A 20,944-nucleotide genomic window follows, 5' to 3' on the forward strand; every position below is an offset into this window, starting at 1 on the left:
GTGGGGGGACGGCGGCCCTTCGGCGTTCACGGGATCAGTCGACGGACACCACTGTCCCCGTGCCGTCGGGGTACTCGAGGTAGCCGGTGTGACGGCGGCCGTCCGCCAGGCCTGACCACGAGACCGTGAGGTCCAGCGGCTCGCCCGGCGTCACCCGGGGGTGCTTCGGCGTGAGCCGCAGCCCCTGCTTGCCGCCCTTGACGGGCACCGTGGTCGCCTGCATGGTGAACGACGTCTGCCCCGACCCCTCCGACGACGGGTTGGAGAAGACCCCGAGGACGTACGCGCCGGGCTCCGGGTCCACGAGGTCGATCGTGGGCCGGCGGGCGTCGCCCGAGAAGCCGACGATGACGCCGCCGTCGAGGGGCGAGGTGCCCCCGTTCGGCAGGTGGAACAGCGCGGTGAACAGCGAGCTGTCGTCAGGCGCGTCGGGCGTCACCGTGGCCTGCACGAGCTTGGTGCCCGGCGCGACGGTGAACGCGAAGTCCCGCTCGCTCGCGTGGTCGACCGTGCCCGCGACCGGCTCGCCGGCCGCCGTCCCGTAGACGTCGATCGGGAACTTCGGCACGCCGGGGGTGATCTGGAACGTGGTGCTGCCGGTCGTCCCGGTGCCGGCGACCGTCGCGGGGGCGATGACGACCTGGGGCGTCACCACGATCGGGCTGCGTACGGTCGTGCCCTCGCCGGTCCAGGTGAGCGAGCCGGTGTGGGGCTGTCCGGGGGTGCCCGTGCCGAGCGAGAAGGAGACGGTGAACTCCTTGGTCTCCCCCGCCTCCCGGAACTTCATGGTGCTGGGCTTGACCTTGGTCTTGATGCCGGGGACGTCCACCTCGGCCCGGTAGCGGCCGGGGGTCACGGCCGTCACCCTGCGCGTGACGGTGACCGTGCCCATGAGCCTGCCGAGGGCGATGGACGGGTAGTTCAGCTCGCTCGGGTCGACGGCAGGAACGCCGGTGCCCGTGTCGACGCCGCGGCCCTCCAGGTAACCCAGCCAGTCCTGCTGGCCCGAGTCGTACACCAGGCCGGGTTCGAGCATCCGCGACGGGTCGACCTCGCCCGCGCCGCGGGCGAAGACGTCGGCGTCGGCCTCGCCGGTCGCGGTCCTGACCTCTCCTGCGGTGGTCATCATGGCCGACTTGACGGCCATCGGCGACATCGTCGGGTGCTTGCCGAGATAGAGCGCGGCGAGCCCGGCGATGTGCGGGGTGGCCATCGAGGTGCCGGAGTAGAAGTCGAAGTCGTGCCCGGCGTTGGTGGGCGGCGCGACCGCCGCGAGGATCGACACGCCGGGGGCGGCGATGTCCGGCTTCAGCAGGTTCTCGCCGTTGACCTTGGAAGGGCCGCGCGAGGAGAAGACCGCGACCTGCGGGTACGGCACCTCATCCCCGCCGGGGACGAGGCTCGCCCGCGCCCCCGCCGTTCCCGCGTACGCCCGCACGGCCTTCCCCGACGCGAGGTCGAGGTGGACGGTCGGCACCGCGTGCAGGTCGGCGTCGGTGGTCATGTCGTAGGTGTTGAGGAGCACCATGCCGGCGCCGCCGGCCCGTGCGACCTCGGCCGACTTCTCGACGCGCGCGCCCACGCTGCGGTCGCAGACGACGAGCGCGCCGGCGGCCTTCGCCGGGTCCAGGGTGCCGGGCAGGCAGCCGGCCGCGTCGGCGGCCGAGGCGGTGGCGACCCGGACGTCGGCGGCCGGCACCAGGGGCTTGTCCCGCAGCTCGGTGGCGACGGTGGTGCTGGTGCCGGTGAGGCTCTGGCCGTCGCCCAGCACGACCCGCGCCGCGTACGGCGCGATGGTGGACGCCGCGACGGTGGTCTCCCACGGAGCGGTGTTGTCCAGGCTGGCGGCGCTCGGCCCGCTGTTGCCGCCCGCCGTGGCGACGAAGACCCCGGCCGCGGCGGCGTTGAGGAAGGCCAGCTGGATCGGGTCGGAGACGTCCGACTCCCGCGTGCTGCCGACCGAGTAGTTGATCACGTCGACGCCGTCGGCGACGGCCTGGTCGATGGCCGCGACGAGGTCCTGCTCGGTGCCTCCGGTCGTCTGCGGCGTCCTGCCCTCGTACAGGGCCTTGTAGACGGCGATGGCCGCGCCCGGCGCCACCCCGGAGACCGTGCCGAAGTCGACGCCCGCGACCTTCGCGGGGACGTCGGCGTTGCCCGCCGCGGTGGACGCGGTGTGGGTGCCGTGCCCCTGGCCGTCGCGCGGCGAGAGGTAGTCGGCCCGCAGCTCGGGCGGCACCGCGTTCGTCCAGCCGTCGCTGAAGTAGCGGGCGCTGATGACCTTCTGGTTGCACAGGTCGGGGGTGAACTGCTCGCCGGTCTGGCAGGTGCCGGTGAAGGTGCCGCCGTCCGCCTTGCGCATGACGGTCGTGCCGTCCTGCGTGTACGGCCGGTACGGGTCGTCGTCCCCCGGCGGGGTGGGGGCCAGCGGGGGCGCCGCGAACGAGGCGCTCTCCGGCCAGACGCCGGTGTCGATGACGCCGACGACGACGCCCTTGCCCGCCATGGCGGTGCCGCCCAGCGCCGACCACACGCCCTTGGGCCCGGACAGCTTGAGGAAGTCGGTGGAGTCGCGGTCGTCGGCCGGCTTGAAGAGCCTGTTGGGGACGACGGACACGACGCCGGGCGTGGTCATCAGGGCGACCGCCTGAGGTCCGGTGAGGTCGGCCACGAAGGTGTTGGTCGCGACGGCGAAGTGCCGTACGGGCGTGGCGCCCACCTCGGCGGCGACGTCCCGCTGCCGATCGGTGAGGTGGTCGCGGTAGCGCCTGGCGTCCACGGACCCGAGGTCGAGCTTCTTTCCCTTGGCTGGCTTGGTACGCGCGATGCCCGGCACGCCGCCCTCGTAGGTGGCGATCGGCCGGTCGGCCAGCGTGACGAGATAGCGGCCGGCGGCGACCTGGCCGGCCACCGCCTTGGGTGTCGGATCAGGGGGTGTCTCGGACGCCGACGCCGGCGCCGGCACTGCGGCCACCGCGAGGGCGAGGGCCGCGAGAACCAGCGCGGGCGTTCTCCGTGACATGAAGGTCACGTGTGTACTCCGGGGGGTGAGGTGAGGGCGCCGCACCGGTCATGCGACGTGCGTCATGGCATGAGAAGTGAACTTGTCGTGACCTGTGGTTGTCGAGGTTTCGTCGTGACCACTTTGGCCACTGCGACGAAAATGGACAGTCAGATGAGGTTTCGCCGCCGGGAGGACCGTCCGTGCTGAACGCGCTGGGGATCGAAGAGTTCGAGGAACTCGTCTACCGAAAGCTCCTCGACCAGGGTGAACAGGAGGTTGCGGAGCTCGCCGCCGCGCTCGGCGTGGCAGCGGTCCGCGTCCGGCACGCGCTGACCCGCCTCGGCGAGTTCGGTCTCGTCCATCGAATTACGGTCGGCCGATACCGGCCCGTCGAGCCGCGGACCGCGGTGCCCGCGCTCGTCAACCGCCGCCGGCTGGAGATGGAGACCGCCTTCGGACGGGTGCGGGAGGAGATGGAGGACCTCGCCCACGCCTACCAGCTGGGCCGGTTACGCCACGACCCGGGACGGCTCGTCGAGGTGCTGTCCGGCCGCGCCGCCGTCAACCAGCGGGTGGACGAGCTCACCCGGTCGATCGGCGCCCACCTGTGGGTGCTGGACCGGCCGCCGTACCTGGAGTGGGCGAACGGGCAGTCCGACACGAACGAGTCGGAGACGGCGACCACCCGCGCGATGATCGAGCGCGGCGTGGACATCCGCTCGGTCTACTGCCCCGACTCCATGGAGCGGCCCGGCCGGTTCGCCACGGTGCTGAAGCTGGTCGCGCTCGGCGAACAGGCCAGGATGCTGCCCAGCCTGCCGTTCAAGCTGCGGATCATGGACCGGAAGGTCGCGCTCGTGCCGCTGGTCGGCGGCAGCTACGACAGCCTGGTGATCGTCCACCCGTCGGGGCTGCTCGACGCCCTCGTCGAGCTCTTCGAGGCGTACTGGGAGCGCGCCACCCCGATCACCGCAGGACGCCGGGCGGGCGACTTCGAGGCGCACGACCCTGACGAGCCGAGCGAGGACGACCTGATCCTGCTCAAGATGCTCCAGGCCGGCCTGAAGGACCAGGCCATCGCCCGGCAGCTGGGGGTCAGCTCGCGGACCGCCACCCGCCGGATCACGGCCCTCATGAAGAAGCTGGGCGCCGAGACCCGCTTCCAGACCGGCGCCGAGGCGGCGGCACGCGGCTGGATCTGACCCGTACGGCCATGGCACGGGCAAACCGGGGTGGTGATTCGGAGGGTCACCAGGCGTTGACCGGCGGCCGCGGGCCATGATGGCTCCTGACCAACATCACGACTTCCGGGCGGAGCCTCATATGCAGATCGGTGTCGTCTTCCCGCAGACCGAGATCGGCGGAGACGTCGGTGCGGTGCGCGCCTACGGGCAGCGGGTCGAGGAGCTGGGTTTCCGGCACATCATCACCTACGACCACGTCGTGGGGGCCGACCCGGCCGTACACAAGGGGTGGGACGGCCCCTACGACGTGCGCTCGACGTTCCACGAGCCGATGGTGCTCTTCGGCTACCTCGCCGCGCTCACCTCGCTGGAGCTGGTGACGAGCATCATCATCCTGCCCCAGCGGCAGACCGCCCTGGTGGCCAAGCAGGCGGCGGAGATCGACCTGCTCACGTCGGGGAAGTTCCGGCTGGGCGTGGGGCTCGGCTGGAACGCCGTCGAGTACGAGGCGCTGGGCGAGGACTTCAGTAACCGCGGAAAGCGCATGGAGGAGCAGGTCGAGCTGCTGCGCCGGCTGTGGACGGAGGAATCGCTCACCTTCGAGGGCGACTACCACCGGGTGACCGGGGCGGGCCTGGCGCCGCTGCCGGTGCAACAGCCGATCCCGCTGTGGTTCGGCGGGCAGTCGCCGCGCGCGTACGAGCGCATCGGGCGGCTGGCCGACGGCTGGTTCCCGCAGATGGAGCCGGGCCAGGAGCTGGAGGAGGCCAAGGCGATGGTCGGCCGGGCCGCCACCGAGGCGGGCCGCGACCCGTCCCGGCTCGGCATGGAGGGCCGCATCCGCTGGACGTCCGACCAGCAGGCCCTCGCGAACGCCGCCCGCCGATGGGAAGAGTCCGGCGCCACCCACGTTTCCATCAACACCATGAACGTCGGCCTCAAAACCCTGGACGACCACCTCAACGCCCTGGCCTCCGCCGCCGAAGCCCTCAACCTGATCCGCTGACCCCCCCGACCGACGAGGGAAGCCGGCCGGGAACCAAAACCCCCAAGGGCACGGAGCCGCCCTCACCCGCCACAACAGGCGGGCGGGGAGGTCGGACCCCCGCGCTCGGGGGTGTCGAGTCAGCGGGTGGTCAGGCCCGCGTCGGCGAGGATGCGGAGGTGCTGGAGCATCTCCCTCGCGTTGTCGGCGAGGGGCTGGACGCAGACGTGGTCGGCGCCCGCCTCGTGGTGGGCACGCACGCGTTCGATGACCTTCTCTGGCTCGCCCCACACCACGATGGCGTCCACCAGCGCGTCGCTGCCGCCGTCCTGCAGGTCGGCCTGGTCCCAGCCCAGCGAACGCAGGTTGTTCACGTAGTTGGGCAGCGCCAGGTAGCGCGAGGTGAACCGGCGGGCCACCTCGCGCGCCCGGCCGGGGTCGGTCTCCAGCAGCACGGTCTGCTCGGGCGCGAGCACCGGCTCGGGCCCGAGCGTCTCGCGGGCTTGCGCGGTGTGCTCGGGGGTGACGAAGTACGGGTGCGCCCCCTGCGCGCGCTGCGCCGCCAGCTCCAGCATGTTCGTACGGAGCGCCGCCAGCAGCCGCGGCGCGGGCGCCTCGATCGGGCCGACGTACTGGGTGCTGTCCATGGCCTCCAGGTACGTGCGCATCGCCGTGTACGGCTTGCCGTAGTCGTGGCCCCGCGTCGTCACCAGGGGCGCGTGGCTCACGCCGAGCCCCATCACGAACCTGTTGTCGTACGCCTCCGCCAGGGTGTTGGCGGCGTTCGCGGCAGCCACCGCGTCGCGGGACCAGATGCTCGCGATGCCGGTGGCGACCATCATCCGCTCGGTCGCGCCCAGCAGCAGCCCGGCGTGGGTGAACGCCTCCTTGCTGGTCGGCGTCTCGCCGAACCACAGCGTCCCGTAGCCGAGCCGCTCGATCTCGGCGGCGGCCTCCCTCTCGAACGCCGCCGACTCCGCGCTCAGCGAGCTGTCCCAGACCCCGACCCGGCCCATGCGCCGCTTCAGCGCCGCGACGTCCACGGTTCCCGGCATCCCGTTCCACCACCCCTGTGTCGTTGACATGTCTGCCGATATGTAGCCCATCCCCGCACCCCTTTAATCCCCTGGCCCTCCCTGCTCCCTGGCAACACGAGCGAGCAGCGGCGGTGTCCAGTGGCTGGCGTAGGCGGACCGGAGGGCAGGCAGTCGCCAGTCGGCCCCGGACACCGTCCCCCGGCAGATCGCGGCCCCACAGCGGCACTCCATCGACCACGTCTCGACCCCGGTGTGCGTGGCGTAGTCGATGGTCACCTCCTCACCAGACGTGATGTTCCGCCTGGCGACCACCACGGTCGCGGCGCGGTGCCAGAGGTTGGGGTCGCACGAGTGGTTGCCGTAGCGCACCGGATGTCCGGGATCAAGGAGCAAGTGGACCCCTTCGTCAACGGTCAGGCTGCTGTACGGCGGCACGAGCGAGGCCAGCGTCGTGTCGTCGATCACCCGGCCGCCGAATCGCATGACGACCTCACCCTCACGGATCGGGGCCATGGCGAACAGCCCGATGTCGTGGATCGGCGAAGGCGCGGGCCTGACGTCGGGGCTGAGCCAGGACTCGGCGTCGTACGGCATCGGTCGTCCTTATGGAGGGGGCGCGGTGGGCGTAGGGAAGTCGTAAGGGATTCGTAAATCGGGTGGGGCAGGCTTGGGGGCACAAGGTCAAGGGGCGCGGCCCCGCGAGGCAATCGAGGAGAACACAATGGCGAGCAAGCTCGTGGTGGCGGCGTTCGTTTCGCTGGACGGCATCATGCAGAGCCCCGGCGGACCGGGTGAGGACGACGACAACTTCCCCTACGGCGGCTGGCTGCCGCCGCACGTGGACGAGGGGTTCGGCGAGATCGTGGGCGGGATGTTCGCGAACACGACCGGCATGCTGCTGGGCCACCGGTCCTACGACATCCTGTCCTCGCACTGGCCCAACGTGCCGGACGAGGAAGGCGCGTGGATCAACGACATGCCGAAGTACGTCGCCACCCGTACGCCGATGACGGCCACGTGGCGCAACACCGAGGTGCTGGTGGGCGAGGCCGCCGACACGGTGGCCGAGCTGAAGAAGCGCACCGACGGCGAGATTATCACCCAGGGCAGCAGCGACCTGATCCGTACGCTGCAGGAGGCAGAGCTGGTCGACGAGTACCGGCTGCTGGTGTTCCCCGTCGTGCTGGGTGTGGGCAAGCGGATGTTCGCGGAGGGCACGGCCACGGCCGGTCTGAAGCTGACCAGCACCCGCTCCACCGGCGCCGGGGTCGTGTACGTCACCTACGAGGTCACGGGCAAGCCCGCCCTCGGCGCCCTGCCCGAACCCGCCTGACAGGCCCCCGAGGGGCCGAGCCCGGACGCGACGCCGGGCTCGGCCATGGATCTCAGTAGCGCAGGTCCTTCAGGTAGCGGTAGCCGACCTGGGACGTGCGCAGGGGCGTCACGTCGGGGGTGTCGTTCTCGACGATGTACTCCCGCACGCGGTGCGCCATGAAGACGCGACGGAAGTCGATCGTCCCGGTGCCCAGGTCGGCCATGTCGCCGTCCAGGTGCCGGTCCTTGACGTGGTACTGCAGCACGCGCTGCGGCGCGTCGCGGATCACGTCGATCGCGAAGCCCACCGGGTCGGTGGCGCCGCGGCCGACGCCGCCGGTGACCGCCCAGTAGATGTCGATCTCCAGGTGGACGAGCTTCGGGTCGAGTTCGGAGGTGAGCACGTCCCAGGGAGTCGTGCCACCGCCGAGGTCGGTCGTGAACTCGTGGGCGTGGTTGTGGTAGCCGTAGTGCAGCCCGGCCCGGCGCGCGGCCTCGGCCTCGACGTTCATCCGCTCGGCCCAGGCCTTCCACTGGTCGAGGCTGTCGGACTCGAGGAACGGCACCACGATGTACTCCTGGCCCAGGGTCACCGCGTTGGAGATCTTGGTCTCCAGCGCCGCGTCGTCGGGGCTGATGCCGTCGTGGCTGGAGGTGGCGTGGATGCCGAGCCGGTCGAGGAACCCGCGCAGCTCCCGCGCCGTACGGCCGAAGTAGCCGAGCGCGAGCTCGACCCTCGGGTAGCCGATCTTGGCGAGGTACTTGAGTGTGGCGTCGTAGTCCTGGTTGAGGTCGTCGCGTACGGTCCAGAGCTGCATGCTGATCTGGCCGGGGGGCACGCGCTTGCCCTTCGGTCCTGGCGTCGCGGCAGCGGCGCCAGGGGTGACGGCGAGCGCCGCCGCCCCGAGTCCGAGCCCGGCGGCGAGCAGCGACCGCCTGCTCGGACGGAAGCCGTAACACATGGGTGAACCTCCCTATGGCGTGGGCCGGAGCACGACTTCTGTGCTGCCGGTCAGCGGGGGCAGACCACCGGTTCCCGGGTCGGTGTAGGTGGCCACGAAGACGGCGCTGAGGTTGTCGGTCCCGGGGTCGTGACCGCTCGGCACCGTGGTCTGGATGGATCCGGTGCAGCCGCGTGCCGTGCTGAGCCCGTGTCCGTGCTCGTCGTGGCCGAGGATGTAGTCGACGGTCACGTTGGCGCAGTCGACCGGCTGGTCGTCGGTGATCCGCACCTCGAACTGGACGACGTCGCCGAACTCGAACGGCTGGCCGGTCACCGGCTGCACCAGCTCGACGACCGGAGTGTCGTTGCCGACCACGACCCGCACCGACGTCGCCGCCGACATGCCCTCGTCGTCGGAGACGCGCAGCGTGGCGTTGAAGACGCCGTTCTCACGGAAGGTGAAGGACGCCGCGCTGTCACGCGAGTCGACCCGGCCGTCGGCGTCGAAGTCCCACGCGTAGCGGATCCGGTCGCCGTCGGCGTCGGTCGTCCCCTCGCTGGTGAAGGAGACGGTCAGCGGGGCCTGCCCGGCCGTCACCGACGCCTGGGCGGCGGGGACGGGGGTGTGGTTGCCCTCGTGGCCGATGTAGTCGATGCGGGAGAGCTGGGCGTCCTCGTTCTCGCTGAAGTAGCCGTCGCCGTACTCGAGCACGTAGAGCGCCCCTTCGGGGCCGAACTCGATGTCCATCGGGTTGTCGATGGCGAACGACGGCAGCACGTCCTCGATCCGCCCGCCGGGGTGGAAGGCCTTGATGTAGTCGCGGGTCCACTCGTAGAAGAGCGGCACGCCGTCGTAGTACTTCGGCCAGGCCACGGGGTTGCGGCCGCGCGTGTCACGCGGGTCGAACTCGTACGCCGGGCCGGCCATCGGGCCGATGCCGCCCGTCTCGAGCTCGGGGAACTCCGGCGACTGGCTGTAGCCGTAGTACACGTCCGGCTGCACCACGGGGGGAAGCCTGCGCAGCCCGGTGTTGTGCGGCGACTCGTTGACGGGCGCGGCGCAGTTGAACGGCTGACCCGAGGCGCCGGTCCCGAAGTCGTAGTCGACGTACGGCCGGTCCGGCGTCGCGCAGTACGGCCAGCCGTAGTTGCCGGCCTTGCGGATCTTCGTCCACTTGCCGGTACCGGCGGGCCCGCGGGCGGGATCCGCCTCGCCCGCGTCGGGCGAGTAGTCGCCCACGTACAGGTCACCGGTGCGCCGGTTGAGCTCGATGCGGAACGGGTTGCGCAGGCCCATCGCGTAGATCTCGGGCCGCGTGTCCTTCGTGCCGGGCTTGAAGAGATTCCCGGCCGGGATCTTGTAGCTGCCGTTGTCCTGGACCTTGATGCGCAGGATCTTGCCGCGCAGGTCGTTGGTGTTGGCGGCGCTGCGCTGGGCGTCGAACGCCGGGTTGCGGTCGGCGCGCTCGTCGATCGGCGCGTAGCCGTCGGAGGCGAACGGGTTCGTGTCGTCACCGGTGGACAGGTACAGGTTGCCCTTCGCGTCGAAGACGATGTCGCCGCCGACGTGGCAGCAGATTCCCCGGTCGACCGGCACGTCGAGGATCTGCTGTTCGGTGCGCAGGTCGATGGTGGAGCCGGTGAGGCGGAAGCGCGACAGCCGGATCAGTCCCTTGAAGGGCGCGAAGTCCTCGGGGGCGCCGGTCTCGGGGGCGTCGCCCTCGTTCACGTCGGGTGTGGACGGGTCGTCCACGGGGGTGTCGAGCGGCGGTGAGTAGTAGAGGTAGACCCAGTCGTCGTGCTTGGAGCCGGTGCCGAAGCCGGGGCTGAGCGCGATGCTCTGCAGCCCCTCCTCGTCGTGCTGGTAGACGTCCACCTGTGCGGCCAGCGTGTTGAGCCCGGTCTTCGGGTCGTGCAGCCAGACCTCGCCCTTCCTGGTGGTGTGCAGAACGCGCGAGTCCGGTAGGACCGCGAGATCCATGGGTTCGCCGGGATGGTCGTTGAGCGTCACTTTCTGGAACTGGTCATCGGGTGGCGGTGCCGCGACGGCGGTGGCCCCTGCTGCCTGGGTCACCGTCGCCGGGAGGAGGAACGCCATGACGGTCAGTGCCGCGATCGTGGTTCTCGCTCTCACGCCTCTCCTTCGGTCTACTCGGGGGACAAGAGAGGGCAAAACAACGTGAATGTAACCCGGCTTACGCCGGACGAGGAGGGCCTAATCCCGGATGATCACCCATCTTTCGCCCTGGATCGGACTAAGTGCGGGGCAAGCGTTCGCCAAGAGAGGCAGACGAGTACACGAATCACTATTCCGGTAATCTCGTGGGGGTGTTAGTCTGAGGAAGCCGGTTCATACCGTTCGGCACCCTGCTGAACACCCGCTTCCCGTATCCGATGGACGAGCTTTGATGGGCAGAGGTGATGATCACTACTCGCCACGACGCCGCACCCTGCACGCACCGAGTCGGCGCCTCGCCGAACGGCCGGGCCACGACCTCGTCCGAACAGGTGCTGTACGTCGATCCGTTCCTCCGGATCACCTGCGTCGTCCAACCGGGCCCGTCGGTGATCAAGCTGCACGGTGAGATCGACCGCGGCAACTGCCGCGACGTGCGCACCACCCTCGACCGGGCCCGGCACATCGACCACCAGCTGATCGTCGACCTGGCCGGGGTGACCTTCACCGACATCTCCGGCGTCCGCACGCTGCGCGACTTCGCCACGAGCGGTGGCGTGAAGGTCCGCGACGCCCCTCGCCAGATGCGCCGCCTGATGGACCTCATCGGGCTGGCCAGGTTCTGACCGAGATCAGGGGGCCCCGGGGACGGTCAGCCCGGTCTCGTACGCGGCGATCACCGCCTGCACCCGGTCACGCAGCCCCAGCTTCGTGAGCACGTTGCTGACGTGCGTCTTCACGGTGTGCTCGCTGACCACCAGCTCCTGCGCGATCTCCGCGTTCGACAGGCCGCGGGCGAGCAGGCGCAGCGTCTCGCGCTCGCGCGCGGTGAGCGCGGCCAGCCGCTCCGGCGGCAGGCCGGCGGGACGCGGCGCCCTGGAGGTGAACTGCGCGATCAGCTTCGTGGTGACCGACGGGGCGAGCAGCGACTCCCCCGCCGCCACCACGCGGACGGCGTGCACGAGGTCGTCGCGGCGCACGTCCTTCAGCAGGAACCCGCTCGCCCCGGCGCGCAACGCGTCGTAGACGTAGTCGTCCAGATTGAACGTGGTGAGCATGAGGACGCGGCAGCCGCCCTCGGCGCACACGACGCGGGCCGCCTCGATGCCGTCCATGACGGGCATGCGGATGTCGAGCAGCAGCACGTCGGGACGATGCTCACGGACCGCGGCGACCGCCTCGGCACCGTCGCCCGCCTCGGCGACCACCTCGATGTCCGGCTGGGCGTCGAGGATCATCGCGAACCCGGCCCGGACGAGCTCCTGGTCGTCGGCCACCACCACACGCACGCTCACACCCTCACCTCCTGTGCGGGCAGCCGGACGGCCACCCGAAACCCCGCGCCGTCGGCACGCGGCCCGGCGACGGCCGTGCCGCCGCACGCCGCGGCCCGCTCCCTGATGCCGATCAGGCCGTTGCCGCCCGAGGGCAGGCCCGGGTCACGCCCATGGCCGTCGTCGGTGATGTCGATCACGAGTTCCCCGTCCCGCCATGCCAGGGCCACCTCGGCGCGGGTGGCCGCGGCGTGCTTGACGACGTTGGTGAGCGCTTCCTGGGTGATCCGGTACGCGGCCACCTCGGCGTCGGGCGACAGCGGCAGGGCCGCGCCCGTCGTCGAGTACGTCACGTCCAGCCCCGTCGACCGGACCTGCTCGGCCAGCGCGGGCAGCCCGCCGATCGTCGGCTGCGGCGCCCGCGGGCCCTCCCCCTCCTTGAGGACGGTCAGCATGCGGCGCAGCTGGTCCATCGCGTCGCGCCCGGCGGCGGCGATCGCGTCGAAGGCGGCCACGGCCCGCGCCGGGCTGCGCTCCACCGCCACCGGCCCGGCCTCGGCCTGGACCACCATGACGCTGACCGCGTGGGCGAGGACGTCATGCATGTCGCGGGCGATCCTGGCCCGCTCCCGCTCGGCCGCCCGTTCGGCCTCGACCTCGCGCTCGCGGACGAGCTGCGCGGCCCGCTCCTCCAGCACGCGCGCGTGGGCACGGGAGACGGCGGCGGCCCGGCCGACGGCGTACGCGGCGACGAACTGCACGGTGCCGCGCAGCGCGGTGTCGGACGACCCGACCGCCAGCAGGCCGCCGCCGATCGCGAGAACCATGAGCGCCGTACGCGTCCACCGGCCGGAGTACGCGGCCACCGTGTAGAGGCCCATCAGCCCGGCGTACCAGATGGGCTGGCGCGCGACGTCGTCGAAAAGGTCGTAGCAGGCGCTCGCGGCGAGGGACACCAGCAGGACGGCCGCCGGAGCGCGGCGCCGCCAGATCAGCGGCACCACGGAGACGACCACGACGACGTACCCCTGCCAGTCCCAGGGCCCGCCGGAGAGGTTGTCGGTGGAGAGCAGCGGCCACAGCTGCACGACCAGCACCACGGCGGTGATCACGGTGTCCGCCCAGATCGGCGGCAGGGCGCTCCACCTGCGTCCGGCCCACACGGCCACCTTCATCTCCGACACGGCACCCCATCCTGCCGGTCGGCTCATGAGAGGGACGCGGCAGGTCGCGCCGCACGGATGAACGGGAGGAAAGCGACGAGCAGGAAGACGGCGCCGAGCGGCATCAGGTCCTTGTCGGCGATCGGCAGCGCCAGGTAGGCGAGGACGAGCACCGGCAGCCACGCCCTGACCCGGCGCATCGCGGCAAGCTGCCCGACCAGCGCGAGCTGGGCCAGGTAGAACAGGTACGGCCCGACGTCGTAGAGCACCGGCTGCATCCCGGGCACGCTCCGCACCTGCTCGAACAGCGGGGTCATGGCGGCGTGGTCGGCGGCGGCGAACCCGACGACGATGTCGACGCCGAACTGCCCGAGCAGCGTCACGACGCCGACGGTGCCGACCGCCGCGCTCGCCGTGGACAGCACGTCGCGACCGGCCATCGCCCGCAGCCGCCAGAAGATCTGCACGAACAGGACGAGGGCCGCCATGAAGGCGAGATGCCCGGCGGTCCAGGCGAGCCCCGGGCCACGGCTGCCGTCGAGCCCGTCGAGAACGCGCAGCACACCGTAGGCGAGGATGAGCAGCGGTGCTGCGACCAGGGAGAAACGAAAACTCATGAAAGGGATCATCGGCCCGCGGCGGGCCTTCGGACATCGCCGGTAAGAGGGATTCCGCGACTCCCCCTGACGAGTGAGCGAGGACCGCTCACACCGGCGACCGCCCGGGACCCCTCGCTCGCGCGGACGTGCTCAGCACGCGACCGTACGAGGAGAGGCCTTGCGTGCCGGCTGCGGGCCGCCCGGGGAGGAGGGCGACGCCCGCGGCCGGTGCAGCACGAACGAGCCGGACAGCTCTCGCGCTGCGCTTGGGTTTTCCTGGATCAGCGCCTGCGCCGCCGCCGGCGGCGGGCACTGCCGCCGCTGTTGCCGTCGGACCTCGGCCTCGGGTACGGAATGGGCAGGAGCAGGCTGATCGATGCGATGGCCAGCTGACGTGCTTCGGCCACGGTGACCTCCTCACTGGAAGGCGCGGCGGGCCCGACGGACGGAAGGTCCGTCCGGGCACCGCCCAGGGCTGTTCACTACCCGGCACACCGTGCTTGGAACGCGCCCGCACAACCGTCGCCGTGCTACTTCTTCCAGGGCAGACGCCGGCCCTTGAACATCGGGCGCTTGGTCTCCCAGTAACGCCAGCCCTCCACCCGGGAGGGGACGTTCGCCAGGCCGCGGGTGATGAGCCGGTGGCGGCAGGTGCCGAGCACCCTCCAGGCCGAGAAGCCGATGCGGTAGCCGAAGACGCGGTACCACATGTTGCCGTACTTGCCGTCGCTGATCTCGCGGCTGTACTCGTGCCCGGAGAAGACCATGTGGCGCTCCTCCAGGTGCGGAAGGCCGAGCCTGCGCAGCTGGAACACCACGTCGGCGACGTTCAGGTTCTCGAAGCTCAGGTCCGGGTTGTTACGGCGGGCGAAGTCGTGGTCCGTACGCGACCACGTGCGCTCGTTCTCGGTTTCGAGGAAGGCCGTCACCTCGGCCTCACGGGTGACGGTCACCGTCATGGAGCCGCCCGGGCCGTCGGTGTAGCGGGTCCGCGGCAGGTAGAAGTTGTGCGGCGACATGCTGTGGACGCGCCAGAACGTGTGCGGCGAGCAACGCCCGTGGTCGAGGTAGTGATGGTCGACGCGCCTGTGGCGGCGACGGCGCTCGAACTCGTCGTTCGCGCGGACCATGGTGTTGTCGTCGGCTTCGTCGTCCCCGTTGTCGCCGTTGTCGCCGTTGCCGTTCCCGTTGCCGTTGCCGTTGCCGTTGGGGCCGTTCGCGCGCCTGATGCCGTTGATGGCGTCGGTGTTGCGCCTGAGGCCGGTGACGTTGCCGTTGACGCCGTTCACACGGTTCTTACGGGAGGCGCTGGCCCTGGGCCGGTCGTCGTCGTTCGCGGCCATCGCCACCGGGGCGGGCGTAGCGACCAGTGCCAGCGTCAGGGTGCCGTGCGTGGCCAGTTTCGCCGCCTTGAGAAGCGAATGGCGCGCCTTGAGTGCCGCAGAATTATTTGTGTCATTTGTCCGATTAAACGGCGTGAACATAAACCGTACCTTTCGGAATGCGACCCATGGTCGCGACTGAGTCGCAGGCCGGATTGCAGCCCGTGCTCGCCCGTTCTGAGCAGGGTCAGAGAACCATGAACGATGGTTACAGTTACGGACAGCGACCCAACAACGCCACGCCGTAGCCAAATCCCCTCTGCACGGGAAAGAAGCTGGAAAAGCCTTCTCAGTCGCCACCGGACCTCCCGCATCCGTCACACGGGGTATCGAACGACAAGCAGCGCGCAATAGCGCTATATCGGTATGAGCAGGAATTGAGAATTACGGCGGCAACCGTACGTACCTCTGAGCGGCAGATTCCGCGTTTCGGGAGGTACGAATGCACCGCAGAGCCGCCCTGCTCACCGCAGCCGCGCTCGCCCTGGCCGGCACCCCGGCCCTGGCCGGCCCCGCGCAGGCAGCCCCCACCGGCCTCGATCCGAGGCCCGCCGGCTGGAGCCTCGCCGGCTCCTCGTCGGAGCGCAGGACCGTGCTCCAGTACTGGAACGCACAGCGCATGCGGGCGGCGCGACCGCTGAGCACGCCGGCACTCCGCCGCGGGACGGCCACCACCGGCCCGTCGCGCGGCACCCCTTGGGCCTCGAAGGTCACCGCGGCGCCCAGGCGGGCCATCATCACGCGGCACGGCGAGCGCGGCGCGGCCTGGTCCTTCGGCGGGGCCAGGGGCGGCGCCACGACCACGGCGGCCGTCCCCAACAGCCCCGGCCTGCGCTGGACGGACGGCGGCGCCGTCGTCCGCACCGTCGGACGGGTCTTCTTCACCACCGCCGACGGACGCAACTCCTCCTGCTCGGGCACGGCGGTGACCAGCGCCAACGAGAGCGTCGTGATGACCGCCGGGCACTGCGTGAAGCTGAACGGCGCCGCGCATCGCAACTGGGTGTTCGTCCCTGGCTTCGACAACGGCCGCCGGCCGCTCGGGACGTGGGTGGCCTCCCGGGTCGTCACCACGCAGCAGTGGAACGACCGCGAGGACATCAACTTCGACCTCGCCGCCGTCGTCGTCGCCCCTCTGGAGGGACGGACGCTGACCGACGTCGTGGGCGGCCAGGGCGTGGCGTTCAACCAGCCGCGGCAGCGGCAGAACTTCGCCTTCGGCTATCCGGCGGCCGACCCGTTCGACGGGTCGGCCCTGGTCTACTGCAGCGGGCGGGCGTTCGACGACACCGTCCAGACGCGGGACCAGGGGCTGCGCTGCGGCATGACCGGCGGGTCCAGCGGCGGGCCGTGGTTCCAGGGGTTCGACGAGCGTACGGGGCTCGGCTGGCTCAACTCGGTCAACAGCTTCACCTACAACTTCGCCCCGAACTTCATGTTCGGCCCCTTCTTCGGCGACGAGGCGATGGCCGTCTACCAGGCGGCCCAGAACATCGACGCCACCTGACGGCCGCGTCCACGGCCGCGCGTTCTCGGGGACGCGCGGCCGTGGACGGACGGCATCTCACAGGTGATCAGAGTTTCGGCAGACCGCTCACTGGCCGCGGGTGGCGGCCGCGATGAGCTCGTGGTGGCGGACGACTTCGGCGATGATGAAGTTCAGGAACCGCTCGGCGAAGACGGGGTCGAGTTTCGACTCCTCCGCGAGCGCCCGCAGGCGGCGGATCTGCGCCGCCTCACGGTTGGGATCTGCCGGGGGCAGCTGATAGCGAGCCTTGAGCCGGCCGACTTCCTGCGTGCACTTGAACCGCTCGGCGAGCAGGTGGACAAGAGCGGCATCGAGGTTGTCGATGCTGTCGCGCAGCCGCTGGAGCTCCTCGCGTATGTACGCGTCCTGATCTACCTGTTCTTTGGCACTATTTTCCACCAAAATACCCCTTGAGACACTACACGGCTCAATAAGTGGAAATTTTATCATAAATTCGGACATTGGGGCGAGCACAGGGCGGCGAACAGCAAAGAGCACCCGCCGATAAGCAGCCAACAATCATGACGGCAGGGCTCCGTCAGAAGGGGTCGACGCCGGCGTCGAGGACGGCGGTGGGGACCGTGATCACGGGACGCTCGGCCGGCTGTTCCGCGTGGCGGTCACAGCGACGACCGGCCGTCGGCGAGGCTCGTCCGCCGGCGGCAGGAATGCGGCACCACGGCCGCGGCGTAGGGGATGCCGGGGGCCCGGGTAGGGCCCCCGGCCGGTGGGAATGGCTCAGGCGCCCAGGTCGCGGACCACGTTGTCCAGGCGGTGAGCCAGGTTGTCGAGGACCTGCTCGGTCGGCGGGCCCTCCGGGACGTAGGTGCGGATGTCGTCACGCCGGGCGATCACGAGCCCCTGGTGGGCCTCGTCCACCTCGCCGGCGGGCAGCACCACGCAGTCCCCCTGGACGAACACCAGCGTGGCGTCCGAATGCTCCGACTCCAGCAGTTCACGTACGCATTCACGGTCGATCAGCGTCATGTCGACTCCTCGTCTCGCTCTCTCGTGGATGCCTCGACAGCCTTGGAAGTCTCAGCCGAAGGTCGGCGGGCCGCCGTTCGACCGGGTGCGCCGCACCCCGAACGCGACCAGCCAGAACGCGGCCGCGAGCGCCACCACCGCGGGCACGACGGCCAGCAGCGGCCGCTCCGCGATCAGCGCCAGCACCGTCAGCACGACCCCGGCGAGCAGCGCCAGAGCCAGGGCGAGCAGGCGCACGCCGAGCTTGCTGGGAGGCAGCGGCGACCTCGCCCAGTCCCCCCGCCCCGCACCGTGCACGCCCGGCACGCCGGTGTCGCTGATCACCCGCGCCTCTCCGGCGGGAACCCGGCAGGTCTCCCCCGCCTCACAGGTCTCCCCCGCCGAGCCCTCCGCCCTGGGCGGCGGCTCCCTGAGCACGGGAGCGAAGAACTCGTCGTCGGGATGCTTGTCTCGCCTCGTCATCCGTCTCATCCCCTCTCCGGCTCGTCGCCCGGGGGCAGCGCCCACTCGTCGCGCCAGCCAGGACGGCGCCGGTAGCCGATCGCCAGCAGCCGTACCGACCGGCACGGCGTCCCGGACGAGCACTCCGCGCAGTCGCGGCCGTGGTCGGCGAGCACCGCCAGCTTCGCCTCGCAGCGGGCGATCACGTCGGCCGGGTCGTGCAACGCGATGTGGATGGCCTCGACCGGATGCAGCAGGTCGTCCTCGTGGAACCCGATCGCGGACACGCTGCGGTGCTCGTCGAACGCGAGCCGGTTGCCTTCCTGGCCGCGCACGTACCGCCAGGCGTTCCCTCCCGCGGACTCGGCGGTCGCCTTGTCGGCCTCGATCTGGGTGCGCAGCCATTCCGGCATCGGGCCGGCCTGGCTCTCGCCCTCCAACTCTCGCAGGAACGGCGCGACGATCCCGTTCAGCTCGGTGACGAGCGCTTCGAGTGCCGCCTGGGCGTCGTCGAGGTTGGGCAGCCCGGCGGCCCTCGCGTGCGTGGGCGTGGGCAGCCGATCCGGTGACACCGGAACCCGCAGTTCCAGCGTGGCCACCGCGGTCGGCCGCTCATACGGGGGCGGCGTGTACGCGGCGTCGTCCCGGTTCTCGTGCTGCCAGCCCGCCCAGCCGGACGGCACCTTCACCGGCGCGGGGACGGCCAGCTCGACCACCGCCAGCAGGTCCTTGTGCTCCTCTGGCCGGTGGCAGGCCGCGTCCAGCACGCGGGGATGGTGCTGCACGTACGGCTGGTCGACCACCGGGCGGGTCGCGGCCTCCCACGCGGCCGCGGCGAAGTGGGCCGGGTCGAGCGTGACGCCGTCAGCCGCGGGTTCCCCCGCAGTGGCCGCGAACGCGTGCCGCCATGCGCGCAGCACCTGTCCGTAGTGCTGTTGTTTCCCCTTGTGGGCGGCGTCGATCCAGAACGCCTGCGTTCCGGTGCCGGCCATGGCACCCCCCGAACGTTCGTTGCCTGTCGTCTGTCCCCCCTGCCCCGGTCGGAAGGCATCACCCATCGCCCGCCGAAACGGCACGAAAACCCGATACGGGAAGATGACCGTACGCAACCTAACCAGCACGAACGGTCACCGTAAAGTGGCGAGAGTGGCCCCGAGGCAGCCCCCGGCAAGCAGAGAGGAAGCAGCATGGCGCAGGTAGCGAGGATCGACGTCGAGACCAGGGCCCAGACCGTCAGCAACACCTTGTCCGCCGAGCAGGCGGAGCAGATCGCCGACGCCTTCGGGTGGCAGGGCATCTGGTTCGCCGAGCAGCTCGACGGCGACGCCGACACCCGCAGGCCCGACACGACCTGGGACCTCGTCGGCGACCGTCCGCACGCGGGCGTCACCGCGAAGGGGCGGGCCGCCGTCCACCTGGCCGAGGGCCACGACCGGCTGACCCGGCCGCTCATCATGGCCGACGGCTTCGGGTACGGCCCGAGCGACCTCGACGCCCTGTGGCGGCACCTCAACACGCCCTACCGCGACGGCGAACCGGGCTTCCTCGACCAGCTCCTGTCGATGGGCATCGATGTCGTCCTGCTCGGCTTCGCCCAGCGGCACACGTACCTGCAGGCCAACGCGGCCGTCGCGATCAGCTGCGTGCAGCGCGCCGTCGGCGAGCGCGACGGCGACGACCCGCTGACCGTGGGCGGCATCGGCATGGGCGGCCTGATCACCCGGTACGCCCTCGCCGTCATGGAGGCCGACGGCCTCGACCACCGTACGGACAAGTACTTCTCCTACGACACGCCGCACCTCGGCGCCTGGATCCCGCTCGTGCTCCAGCAGCTGGCCCACCTGCACGAGGCGCTGCAGCCGCCGGAGGGCGGCGAGCCCGGCCCGGCGGCGCTGCTGCGCAGCCCGGCGGCGCAGCAGCTGCTGTGGGGCTGGGTCGAGAGCGCCGACTTCTCGGGCCCGGTGGCGGCCAACCCGCTGCGCGAGGAGTTCCTGGACGACCTGCGCCGGGTGGGCTGGTTCCCGATCCGGCCGTACAAGCTGGGGCTCGCGAGCGGGCTCGGCACCGGCGTCGGCACCGACCTGGCGCCGGGCACGCCGGTCTACGACCTGCAGTCGGCCGACCTCCAGCTCACCGCCCGCGTCCAGCCCGACGGCGGCGAGCGGCAGAACCTCGGCACGATCCGGCTCGGCCCGCCGGTGTGGACGAGCCTCACCTCGCACGTGGCGGCGTTCGACGGGGCGCCCGGCGGCACGCTCGACACGTGGGGCCGGGTCGCCGACGCGATGGGGCTGCCGATTCCCGAACGGCTGCGGAGCAGCTGCTTCGTGCCGACGGTCAGCGCGATCGCCCTGACCCGCGACCCCTACCAGTGGCAGCCCGACCTCTACAAGGACCTCAGAGACCTGCCGAAGGACGAGACGCTGCTGGACGCGTTCTGCTGCGACATCGCCAACCGGCGGCACTGCGCGGTGTCGCAGCCGCTGATCGAGTGGTTCGTCGGGCAGCTCGCCGGGTGGTGACCCGGCGCTGACACGGAACGAGTGCCCGCACTCGTTCCGTGTCGGTCTCCGGCCTCAGCCGCGGTGGAAGCAGAGGAGCTGGTCGCGGGTGGCGTTCCGGTCGCGGTAGGAGACGAGCGCAGGGCGCTCGTCGGTGCGGTGGCCGGGCAGCCGCTCGGCGTCGCTCCACGCGGAGCCGTCGAAGGCGGTCCACCACAGGACGTGGTCGGACGCGCCGCGGTGCACGCAGAACAGCCGGTCCTTGTACGCGGCCAGGGCCGGGGCCTGCGAGGTCTGGTGGCCCGGCAGCTTCTGGTCGGGGCTCCAGGCCGAGCCGTCCCAGCGCGTCCACCACAGCGACGTGTCGTCGCCCGTGCCCCGGTGCACGCAGTAGAGGTGTCCCCGGTAGACGGCCAGCGCGGGGGC

21 protein-coding genes are annotated in these 20,944 nt (G+C 71.0%); 6 read left to right on the top strand and 15 right to left on the bottom strand.

Features of this window, described 5'->3' with window-relative positions; translation table 11 throughout:
* Positions 1 to 34: 34 nt before the first annotated feature.
* Positions 35 to 3,022 (bottom strand): S8 family serine peptidase, encoded by a 2,988-nt coding sequence (locus BLR04_RS18120; protein WP_090766681.1) that lies wholly within the window; start codon positions 3,020 to 3,022, stop codon positions 35 to 37.
* Positions 3,023 to 3,204: 182 nt separating this feature from the next.
* Here BLR04_RS18120 and BLR04_RS18125 point away from each other — a divergent pair, with 182 nt between their 5' ends.
* Together BLR04_RS18125 and BLR04_RS18130 are read left to right on the top strand one after the other, a co-directional pair.
* Positions 3,205 to 4,206, top strand: a complete 1,002-nt coding sequence (locus BLR04_RS18125) for a helix-turn-helix domain-containing protein (RefSeq protein WP_090766258.1) — start codon at positions 3,205 to 3,207, stop codon at positions 4,204 to 4,206.
* Between the two features lie 121 nt (positions 4,207 to 4,327).
* Positions 4,328 to 5,194, top strand: a complete 867-nt coding sequence (locus tag BLR04_RS18130; RefSeq protein ID WP_090766260.1) for an LLM class F420-dependent oxidoreductase — start codon at positions 4,328 to 4,330, stop codon at positions 5,192 to 5,194.
* Between the two features lie 119 nt (positions 5,195 to 5,313).
* On the opposite strand, the gene BLR04_RS18135 is transcribed toward BLR04_RS18130, so the two are convergent.
* Both BLR04_RS18135 and BLR04_RS18140 read right to left on the bottom strand, forming a co-directional pair.
* Entirely contained in the window at positions 5,314 to 6,258 is a 945-nt protein-coding gene (locus BLR04_RS18135) for a TIGR03620 family F420-dependent LLM class oxidoreductase (RefSeq protein WP_245740319.1), read from the bottom strand.
* Positions 6,259 to 6,291: 33 nt separating this feature from the next.
* On the bottom strand, positions 6,292 to 6,804 hold the full coding sequence (locus BLR04_RS18140; protein WP_090766267.1) for an SET domain-containing protein: 513 nt from the start codon (positions 6,802 to 6,804) through the stop codon (positions 6,292 to 6,294).
* Between the two features lie 127 nt (positions 6,805 to 6,931).
* On the opposite strand from BLR04_RS18140, the gene BLR04_RS18145 reads away from it, so the two are divergent.
* Entirely contained in the window at positions 6,932 to 7,543 is a 612-nt protein-coding gene (locus tag BLR04_RS18145; protein WP_090766270.1) for a dihydrofolate reductase family protein, read from the top strand.
* A gap of 52 nt (positions 7,544 to 7,595) precedes the next feature.
* Here BLR04_RS18145 and BLR04_RS18150 read toward each other — a convergent pair whose 3' ends face one another.
* Together BLR04_RS18150 and BLR04_RS18155 are read right to left on the bottom strand one after the other, a co-directional pair.
* Positions 7,596 to 8,486 carry a sugar phosphate isomerase/epimerase family protein gene (locus BLR04_RS18150; RefSeq protein ID WP_090766274.1) on the bottom strand — a complete coding sequence of 297 codons (891 nt, stop codon included), beginning with the start codon at positions 8,484 to 8,486 and terminating at the stop codon, positions 7,596 to 7,598.
* A gap of 12 nt (positions 8,487 to 8,498) precedes the next feature.
* Positions 8,499 to 10,601 (bottom strand): PQQ-dependent sugar dehydrogenase, encoded by a 2,103-nt coding sequence (locus BLR04_RS18155; RefSeq protein ID WP_218129046.1) that lies wholly within the window; start codon positions 10,599 to 10,601, stop codon positions 8,499 to 8,501.
* A 287-nt stretch (positions 10,602 to 10,888) separates the two neighbouring features.
* Here BLR04_RS18155 and BLR04_RS18160 point away from each other — a divergent pair, with 287 nt between their 5' ends.
* Positions 10,889 to 11,269: an STAS domain-containing protein gene (locus BLR04_RS18160; RefSeq protein ID WP_090766277.1), complete on the top strand. Its 381-nt coding sequence runs from the start codon at positions 10,889 to 10,891 to the stop codon at positions 11,267 to 11,269.
* A 6-nt stretch (positions 11,270 to 11,275) separates the two neighbouring features.
* Here the strand turns inward: BLR04_RS18160 and BLR04_RS18165 are convergent, their stop codons facing one another.
* From BLR04_RS18165 to BLR04_RS18180, 5 genes are all read right to left on the bottom strand, one after another.
* Positions 11,276 to 11,938 carry a response regulator gene (locus tag BLR04_RS18165; RefSeq protein WP_090766280.1) on the bottom strand — a complete coding sequence of 221 codons (663 nt, stop codon included), beginning with the start codon at positions 11,936 to 11,938 and terminating at the stop codon, positions 11,276 to 11,278.
* Positions 11,935 to 13,092 (bottom strand): sensor histidine kinase, encoded by a 1,158-nt coding sequence (locus BLR04_RS18170; RefSeq protein ID WP_090766686.1) that lies wholly within the window; start codon positions 13,090 to 13,092, stop codon positions 11,935 to 11,937. Before BLR04_RS18170 ends, BLR04_RS18165 begins: the two co-directional genes overlap by 4 nt.
* Before the next feature lie 32 nt (positions 13,093 to 13,124).
* Positions 13,125 to 13,697: a hypothetical protein gene (locus BLR04_RS18175; protein ID WP_090766283.1), complete on the bottom strand. Its 573-nt coding sequence runs from the start codon at positions 13,695 to 13,697 to the stop codon at positions 13,125 to 13,127.
* Between the two features lie 263 nt (positions 13,698 to 13,960).
* Positions 13,961 to 14,086, bottom strand: a complete 126-nt coding sequence (locus BLR04_RS42370) for a hypothetical protein (RefSeq protein WP_281191508.1) — start codon at positions 14,084 to 14,086, stop codon at positions 13,961 to 13,963.
* A gap of 123 nt (positions 14,087 to 14,209) precedes the next feature.
* Complete coding sequence (locus BLR04_RS18180) at positions 14,210 to 15,028, bottom strand: hypothetical protein (protein WP_090766286.1); 819 nt, start codon at positions 15,026 to 15,028, stop codon at positions 14,210 to 14,212.
* Between the two features lie 475 nt (positions 15,029 to 15,503).
* Here BLR04_RS18180 and BLR04_RS18185 point away from each other — a divergent pair, with 475 nt between their 5' ends.
* On the top strand, positions 15,504 to 16,568 hold the full coding sequence (locus tag BLR04_RS18185) for a trypsin-like serine peptidase (RefSeq protein ID WP_090766289.1): 1,065 nt from the start codon (positions 15,504 to 15,506) through the stop codon (positions 16,566 to 16,568).
* A gap of 87 nt (positions 16,569 to 16,655) precedes the next feature.
* Here the strand turns inward: BLR04_RS18185 and BLR04_RS18190 are convergent, their stop codons facing one another.
* The 4 genes from BLR04_RS18190 to BLR04_RS18205 form a co-directional block, all read right to left on the bottom strand.
* On the bottom strand, positions 16,656 to 16,988 hold the full coding sequence (locus BLR04_RS18190; protein WP_245740333.1) for a chorismate mutase: 333 nt from the start codon (positions 16,986 to 16,988) through the stop codon (positions 16,656 to 16,658).
* Positions 16,989 to 17,327: 339 nt separating this feature from the next.
* A complete protein-coding gene (locus BLR04_RS18195) occupies positions 17,328 to 17,576 on the bottom strand; it encodes a hypothetical protein (RefSeq protein ID WP_090766292.1) in 249 nt (82 codons plus the stop codon).
* A gap of 51 nt (positions 17,577 to 17,627) precedes the next feature.
* Entirely contained in the window at positions 17,628 to 18,038 is a 411-nt protein-coding gene (locus BLR04_RS18200; protein WP_090766293.1) for a hypothetical protein, read from the bottom strand.
* Positions 18,039 to 18,043: 5 nt separating this feature from the next.
* Positions 18,044 to 19,009 (bottom strand): DUF6221 family protein, encoded by a 966-nt coding sequence (locus BLR04_RS18205; protein WP_090766296.1) that lies wholly within the window; start codon positions 19,007 to 19,009, stop codon positions 18,044 to 18,046.
* A gap of 195 nt (positions 19,010 to 19,204) precedes the next feature.
* Between BLR04_RS18205 and BLR04_RS18210 the strand changes: the two genes are divergently transcribed.
* The gene (locus BLR04_RS18210; RefSeq protein WP_090766299.1) at positions 19,205 to 20,539 is read left to right on the top strand and encodes a lipase family protein; all 1,335 of its coding nucleotides are present in this window, start codon (positions 19,205 to 19,207) and stop codon (positions 20,537 to 20,539) included.
* Between the two features lie 54 nt (positions 20,540 to 20,593).
* Here BLR04_RS18210 and BLR04_RS40705 read toward each other — a convergent pair.
* Positions 20,594 to 20,944: PLL family lectin (locus BLR04_RS40705; RefSeq protein ID WP_218129048.1), on the bottom strand; the 351-nt coding region annotated here is incomplete at its 5' end.

This window comes from Nonomuraea maritima (assembly GCF_900100395.1).
GTDB lineage: Bacteria > Actinomycetota > Actinomycetes > Streptosporangiales > Streptosporangiaceae > Nonomuraea > Nonomuraea maritima.